Genomic DNA, 5050 nt, shown 5'->3' with positions numbered 1-5050 from the left:
AAGGATGTCGTTGAAAAAGGCTTTGACCGCATGAAAAACAATCTTGATCTTGGCAGGCTAAGGGTTCACAGCAATCACAAGGCCTGGAACAAAACCTTCGTTGGTTTTTTGGCGCTTATATTGTTGTCAAAGATCCATTACACGATGGTGCAGGAAAAATTGTACTGCAAAATGACAATGAAAGAGCTGATTTTAACTTTATCCAAACTACGCATTCAGGAAATTAAGGGAGTTAGAATCCTTTTCCCATTAACCAAGCTTCAAAAAACTATCTTCAAAGCCTTTGGAGCTAAAGAGCCTTCGTAGGTATAAAAATGAGCGGGATTTTAGGATAATTCTGAAGGGTTCTTTGACTTTAAGATCCGCAGCATGGAGTACGTGGCAGAACTGACCCGTATCCGGGTTCTGCATGAGAAGGATGCCAAGGGCAAGGCTCTCCATCAGGGGAAGAAACTGTTTGTCTTCAGTCAGTTCGGTGTACTTGACAAGGGCGAGCAGGCAGACGGCATTGCCGCCGAGCTTGATTTCATCGTCGAGATCCACAAGAAATGCCGGGTTCCGGCCGTCTGCAAGGGAATAGCTGCGTATCAGCTCCTTTGTAAGACACCCAAGGCTTCTGTCTATGGCGGCCTTCAGGCTTTCTGACTGCGTTACTTCCCAGGCTTCCAGCATGCTGTAGGTGGTGCTGGCATGGCGCAGGGTATTGTAGGTATTGATTTCCCTGTCAAAACAGGGGTGCATGCCATAGACAAAGCGACCCTTTGCATTCAGCTGATCCGCAAGGAAAATACTGGCATCACGGATGCACTGGCAGGTCGTTTCCCTGTCAAGCTGTTCCAGGATGCGGCGTCCCGTATCTCTGCCTTCCTTGCCGCCACTGTACCCATGAAGGCATAGCGGTGCTTTTCCCGGCTGGAAAAGGATGGCTTCCGTTGTGAAGGTACACACGGGCTTATCGTCGGAGAAATCCGGAGAAATCCCGTTTCCGAACCGGGTTTTTGCGTATCTTACAAAGTTTGCCTCATTCAGCTCCGCCTTAGCCTGTTCCTTTTCCGGATAAAGCATGGCATTGGCGTTGAGTTCCATTTCAAGGAAGGCATGGTTGAAATTTTCATCAAGGGCGATTCCATAACGAAAATAATTCCGTTTACTCAGGCTCAGCTCCCTCTTCAGCTCTGCCCAGGTTTTTTCTTGAAAATCCTGAATCCAGTCCACCCGGAGCCAGCGGATTTTAAAGGGTTTGGGATGAACCTGCTGCACGGTCCGCATCAGATTTTTCCAGACATGCCCAAAATCATAGCCCGGCGCATGCAGCACCCTGGCGCGACGGACTCCATCCGTAAAGGATAAAAAGATGCAGATTCGCTTTTGGCAGCTGGCCTGTATGGCCTGCTCCAGAACCGGCCTTGCCTCTTCCAGCATTGCAGTTAGCCATGTCTCAGGAAAGGTCCTGAGGACGGTACGCAGGGGCCTGAAGTGGGTATTCGCTCTGATTTGGGATTGTTTCTTTTTCAAAACATGCTGTGCGCGCAGGGCACTGGTCAGCGCGTTTTTTTTCTTGCGTTTTGTCATATTTTATCCAAAAGCACCTGAACGGCTTTTATCGTAAGAATCCTTAGGGGTATGGGGCAAAAAAGATCCCATGAGATACGCATGTATCCGCCTCCCCTCAAAGGAGGGTATTGCCGGATGCGAAACGCTCCGGCGCTAATCCGCCTGACAGGTGAAAGGCCCTTCCTTTAAGAAGGCACACCTCAAAAAAATCCCTTATTCCAAGGGGGGGCGTTTCAGCAGGCGAAACCGATAGCGAGAGAGGTAGGCGCTGCGAATACGGGCAGAGTTAAAAGCAAAAAACGTACCACCAAAACGAATGCGAAATAGAAACCTCCAAGAATGACGCGGGATGGTTTGTGTGGATAAAAACCATAGTGCTGTGGAAAGAATAAAAGGGATAACGATGGAATGGCTTGGCTTTTTTTGTCATAAAATGACATTTTTTGTCGCGTGGTCTTGAATAGCAACCCACGCCGTGTTGCGGCGTTTTGTCATAGAGTAACTTGTGCAGGATTCAAACTAATTTCGATCAGTGATGGATAATTGGTAATTTTTTAAGCTTTTGAATTAAAAGAACTAAATTCTAGTTACTCAGAAGTAATAACCATGTTCATCACGGAGAAATATCTGGCCAAATCTGTCAATTAAGTCAGGCGTTAACACCACCGTCTCATACACCCTTATCCCACCATCAATCGCACACAGCTTCCATACTTTGGCGTCCCAGTATAGCTTCTTTCCTCCTGCATGCCAGAAAGACCCGCCAATCCAGACCAGTGCAATGACAGCAACCAGAACGAACCTTATCGGAAAATTGGAAAAGGCGGATTTCAGAAAGCGCTTTCCCGTTTTTTTCCACAGCAGCCAGGTCACCAGTACCAGAGACCTAAAACCGCAAGAAAGTATAGGCCTACCATGCCGCCAGTCTCCATGTTGGCATATCATTCCCCCCGCCTCCGTAGAGCCGGTCATTGGTCGGGCTGCCCAAAAGCCCGGACTTCGTGCCTTCCAGGATGTTGGTGTTTTCACTACCGAACACAATGGTTGCGCTTCAGGTTTTCTCTCCGGGCGATGGCGTTGAGAATCCCATTGGCCAAGCTGACCAAGGCCGATGGCAGGGTTTCCGAAGTGGAGATCCGTGCCATAGAAGAAATCATGGAAAAGGATCTGCGCCTGAATGCCGATTCCCGTAAAATTGCCATACAGATTTTTCGTACAGCGGTGCAGTCTCCCGAAAGTTTTGATTCCCTTGCCGCACAGTTTGCCGATGCTTTCAGGAACCAGCGGCAGATTCTGGAGCTGATGGTGGATATTCTCATGCGGGTGGCGGTGAGTGACGGGAAGCTGGCTTCCGAGGAAGAGAGGATGATCCGCAGTGCCGTGCAGATTTTCAGACTTCCCGCTTCCTTTTATGAACAGCTCCGTTCCCGGTACATGAAAACGGGCAAGGGAGCCTATGATGTGCTGGACCTTGATCCTTCAGCCACGGATGATGAGGTGAAAAAGCAGTACCGCAGGCTGGTGAGGGAATACCACCCCGATGCCATTGCATCCAAGGGACTTCCCGAAGAATTTACGGAACTTGCCGAAGAAAAGTTCAGGGCCATCCACGAAGCCTATGAAACCATAAAAAAGAGTCGGGGGATGTCCTGACAACGGGCTGGTATCTTCCTCGATGAATCTTAAATCAGAAGAAATTGCTGAAGGTGTGGGCCTCACACCTGAAAAGGTCAGAGAAGTCCTTGCCGCCGGTGACGGTTACCGTGACTTGGTGGGCGGGCATTGAACTCGTGGTCCTTTTTAATCAAGGTCAGAATTTGCTGGGCCGTGCCGCCACCCAAGCCACCTGTGACCGCAGAAGAGAGTTCGGAGGCGATGAGCTGATCAAGCGTTGCGATCAAGTCCACGGTCTGGCCTTGAAACTGGCTAATTGATGAGGATGAATGCGACAACACAACGGCGCGGGCTACGCGTAGCGCAATACCTCTCTTATGAAGGAATTCCTGGAGCCGATCTGCGGCGTCATTTACTTGTGCGCTAGGACCGCGGCCGCGCTTATCCGCGATTGGCACGTTCGATTGCACAAGATTTCCGTACTTGTCGTACTTGTCTCGCCACCACCGATCGCCAGCACACGAGACACGACCATTTACGAACTTAATTTCAATTGCTAACACGCCGGTTGGCCCGACCAATATCTTGTCGATTTCACCGCCTCGATTTTTGTATCCCGACACAACCGTCCATTCATCAGAGAATATTTGCTTAAGAGAATCTGACACACGTTGCTCGCCTTCACCGCCTGCGTTCCATACCATTTCATTCCTTGAAGCTTCCGCCATCTGGGGCTCCTTAGGAGACCCAGATAGCGCATGCGCCATGCGGGGGAAGAAGCTGATCAGCCAAGCGCCGTACTTTCCCGCTTGCAGCCACTCGCGGGACGCTTGACGGAGAGCGGTGCCCTTCGCTTTGCGTTGTGCCACTGCACGGGCATATGCGCCGTATGCAGCTTCATATTCTGCTTTTCTCTTGGCGGCAGCCAGACTGCTCTGGTCTGCTGTATGATCCGACAACGTGATTTCAATCATGGGTCTATCAAGCTCCGAGGAAATTGTTGTGACGACCAACGCCCCAAGCAGGGACAAATAGTAAGCGCTAGCGAGTTATTTGTCCTGCTGACCTGGCTTGTTGGAAGTCGCATACAACTCTCTACCATCTCTTGCTTTGATAACTCGAACGTTTGGATTTGTCCCTAGTATTTTTTGTGCAGTTACTTTTGGAATTTTCGCTTCTTTAGCAATCCCATTTACCGTTCTGTATTTGTACTTCGGATTTTTTAGAGCAACATTTACAACTTTTTCAACTTCAGCGGGCGTTGGTTGCTTCACTTCTTCTTCCGGCTCGTTAGATTCAGCGTATCCCATTGATTTAAGTTGTTCTTCAAGCAAATCAAGCCGCTCTTTAATTGGGTCGAGATCTTGATCTACATTATCAGCTAACTCATTTAACTCGATTGATCTATCACCCCAAGTAATTTTGAGGTTTGACCTGTTAATCAGACCTTTAAGTTGCTCTTTCGTCATGAAAATCAAGACAACCAGCACCACAAAAAAAAGGAAGGGCCAATCAAGCATTTTTAGCAATATTTGATCCCAAGGAAAAGGTGATACTGCTTCTGTAACTTCCTAAATTCCCGATAAATTATACACCTACAAACGTTATACAAAGTGCTAAAATTGGATGTATGGCTTTGAGATTAAAGTTTTTATTTGTTGTTTTTGGCTAAAAATAATTTTCAAAAATTTTAAAAAACTGCTAGTTTTGCCCCCTTGAAGGTATAATAACATCTTACTACAAAGGGGGCGATATGGCTTGTATTGTGAAGCAAAAAGTTGGAAACAATACTTATCTATATGAATCAACTTCCTATCGTAATAGTGAAGGAAAACCCAGAAATAAAAGATGTCTTATCGGAAAAATTAATCGTGAGACAGGC

At 47.8% G+C, this 5050-nt stretch carries 5 protein-coding genes; 2 read left to right on the top strand and 3 right to left on the bottom strand.

Annotated features, from left to right (window positions below):
• Window positions 1-306, top strand: a 306-nt coding sequence (locus tag LZ24_RS17725) for a hypothetical protein (protein WP_222427696.1), incomplete at its 5' end; no start/stop codon positions are given.
• Here the strand turns inward: LZ24_RS17725 and LZ24_RS16740 are convergent.
• Complete coding sequence (locus LZ24_RS16740) at window positions 250-1572, bottom strand: hypothetical protein (protein WP_144686855.1); 1323 nt, start codon at window positions 1570-1572, stop codon at window positions 250-252. The two genes, LZ24_RS17725 and LZ24_RS16740, sit on opposite strands and share 57 nt — an antisense overlap.
• A gap of 1059 nt (window positions 1573-2631) precedes the next feature.
• On the opposite strand from LZ24_RS16740, the gene LZ24_RS17445 reads away from it, so the two are divergent.
• Window positions 2632-3207 carry a TerB family tellurite resistance protein gene (locus tag LZ24_RS17445; RefSeq protein WP_186443231.1) on the top strand — a complete coding sequence of 192 codons (576 nt, stop codon included), beginning with the start codon at window positions 2632-2634 and terminating at the stop codon, window positions 3205-3207.
• A gap of 77 nt (window positions 3208-3284) precedes the next feature.
• Here the strand turns inward: LZ24_RS17445 and LZ24_RS16730 are convergent, their stop codons facing one another.
• Both LZ24_RS16730 and LZ24_RS16725 read right to left on the bottom strand, forming a co-directional pair.
• Window positions 3285-4142 carry a nuclease-related domain-containing protein gene (locus tag LZ24_RS16730; RefSeq protein ID WP_144686853.1) on the bottom strand — a complete coding sequence of 286 codons (858 nt, stop codon included), beginning with the start codon at window positions 4140-4142 and terminating at the stop codon, window positions 3285-3287.
• 75 nt (window positions 4143-4217) lie between these two features.
• Window positions 4218-4697 carry a hypothetical protein gene (locus tag LZ24_RS16725; protein ID WP_144686852.1) on the bottom strand — a complete coding sequence of 160 codons (480 nt, stop codon included), beginning with the start codon at window positions 4695-4697 and terminating at the stop codon, window positions 4218-4220.
• Window positions 4698-5050 lie beyond the last annotated feature (353 nt).

It is taken from the genome of Desulfobotulus alkaliphilus (assembly GCF_007830435.1).
Lineage (GTDB): Bacteria > Desulfobacterota > Desulfobacteria > Desulfobacterales > ASO4-4 > Desulfobotulus > Desulfobotulus alkaliphilus.
Note: the sequence above shows the minus strand (reverse complement) of the source record. Positions and strands in the feature narration are given on the sequence as shown.